At 55.8% G+C, this 2330-nt stretch carries 1 protein-coding gene; it reads right to left on the bottom strand.

Annotation, left to right across the window (positions count from 1 at the left end):
* Window positions 1–464: 464 nt before the first annotated feature.
* On the bottom strand, window positions 465–2330 hold a 1866-nt coding region (locus F1735_RS32990), incomplete at its 5' end, for a T6SS effector phospholipase Tle3 domain-containing protein (RefSeq protein ID WP_222853158.1).

The following is a 2330-nucleotide window of genomic DNA, read 5'->3' on the forward strand; positions in this document are numbered from 1 at the left end:
ATCGAGACTTGCCGCAAGCGGGCCGTTTCCTCCTGGGTCTACATCGCCACTGTGATCGCCGCCGCCAGAAAGGGCGTCGCCACACCCTCGCTGCCGCCGATTCCGTCCGGGACGTGAACGGTTACGTTGCCACTCGGTGGGATAGTCTCGGCGTTGAAGTGGATTAAGCCATTGCAGACCCACTACTTGCGCCATGAATGGCACAGCCGGAGGAGTGCTTGTGGCGTGTTGCCTGCTAGTCGCGATGATTGTCGGCTTAGTTGCGCAGGCGGAAGTCAATACAAGAACAACTGTCGCCAATAGCGAGGGGACAATAAGCAATCGTTTCATCAGTTCTCCATCGGTAAGTTGGTTTTTTGAGTCCGCTTCCGTCCAGGAAATGAACCAGATTGCACCAAGAAATAGGATTGCGAAGGTAAGCAGAGTCCAGCTGAGGCGACGTGTTCGGGTGGCGATGAGCATGTTCATGCTTTGTCACCTTTGCTGCTGAAGAACATCTCACGTTGATTTGCAATTTTCGATGGCATTTTCCCTCCTCCATCGTTACTTTTCGCCCATATATCAACCGACGTCTCATTAAAATAGCCATATAAAAAATATTCCATGAATGGCTTGTTAGCGTCGCCCTTGTCCAGAAACGTTAGATGCCGCCAATCTGCCGCTATTCTCAACGTATGCAGATCTTCTTTTTTGATATGGCAGCAACCAATCGCCACGTCATACGCCAGCGCCTTCTGTGCATGCATCCCATTCGTCATGATCGTCGAGTGATCGGTCGCATGTGCATTGATATTGGCGGCCAGATTGGACTTGATATGTTTCGAGCGCCACGCCTTGTAGTCTTCGCTGGCGCTGTCTGGCTTGTCTTCTTCATCTACCTTCGCGTCTTTTTTGTACAAACCCTCGCGCCTGGCCTTCATGCGCAGCATGGCGTGGTGTTCATAACGCAGCGATGCTTCGCTCTCCTTGTCGCCTTTGGCGGCGCCACCCGGCTTGGCCTCGGCACCTGCGGTTTCCCCAGCGCTCACCGTCTGCTCGTCCTTGTAGGGATCGCCATCGTTGTATTCCCGATCCTTGTTGCGATATTCCCCCGGCGCGTCGAAACCCTGATCGAAGTTTTTGCTGGACTCGCCCAAGCGCAGGCCTTCGGGTAAAAACGCTTCCGGCAGGATCGGCGCGGTCAGCGGAACCGTCCAGTCGTCCGGCGGCAGTGCGTTGATGCGGATGCTCGTTACCCCCGTCGCGACGATCATCACTGGCGCTGTGATGACCGTCCATATTTTCCCGACAAAGGACGTGTTGGCATCGAGGCCTTTGGATATCGAATACCTTGCCTTGGGCGACTCCGGAGACCAGAATGCCTGGCTACCACGCTTGGGCTTGCCGTACTGGTTTTCCCAGAAATCGTACTGCCCCTGCAACCCCACCAAAAAATTCTGGGAAAAGACACGCTGGCAAAACGTCCCGCTGCCATTGGTGGCATCGATTTCCTGTTGACTCAAGCCGCGCCAGCCGATCCCCTGCACGGTGCTTGCAGAGATCACCTGGTCATGCGGATTGAAATACAGCGTCACGCGGCCATACGTCGACGGTTTCAGTCCGTAACCGTACTTGTTGCGGTCGGACTGGGCGTCGAAGCCGTGCGCTTCGTTCTTCATGAATTCGTCGATGCTCTGCACCGGTTGTTCCTTCGGCACCTGCTTGCGCAGGATGTCGAAGAAGGCGGCGAGAGTGCGGTTACGCGCGGACAAGGACTGGCGCCCCCCGTTGCCCTGAGCGTCTTTCATATCGCGCTCGGCCCAGCCCTGGGTAGCATTTTTGCCCACCAGGCTGAATGGCGGATTGCACAGTACATAGGTATCGGCCACACAGCGCCCGCTTTTTCCCTTTTTATCCGTCACATCGGCCAGTTCGTCGCCAATAAACGCGGCGGCCATGCCAACCATATTGCCCTGGCTGTGGCAGACGATGGTGATCGGCACGTCAGCCTGCTTTGTGCGGAGAGATTCGATCAGTTTCGCCAGGCGCAGCGCCGCCAGCACATAATAGGGGCGCGGCGGGCAGGCATACACGTCGCGGTTATTGGTGGGATTCAAGTGCTGCACATGCAGCCATAGAAACAGTTGATCGGACAAGCCACTGCTCCACAAATCGGGCAGCGCGGTGCATCCATTGGCAAACGGCCCACCACCCCAATAGTTTTGGTGATTAGCGCTGATCTTCAGCATAACTGAACTTTGGTCGCCGTTACGTGTCCAACCTTGCATATGCGTGCGCGGTGGCGCAGGCGGGAGAAGATTATGGCGACAATGAATCGGGTTCAGTTTCAG

The sequence above is a fragment of the Massilia genomosp. 1 genome, from assembly GCF_011682185.1.
GTDB classification, from domain to species: domain Bacteria; phylum Pseudomonadota; class Gammaproteobacteria; order Burkholderiales; family Burkholderiaceae_D; genus Telluria_A; species Telluria_A rubra.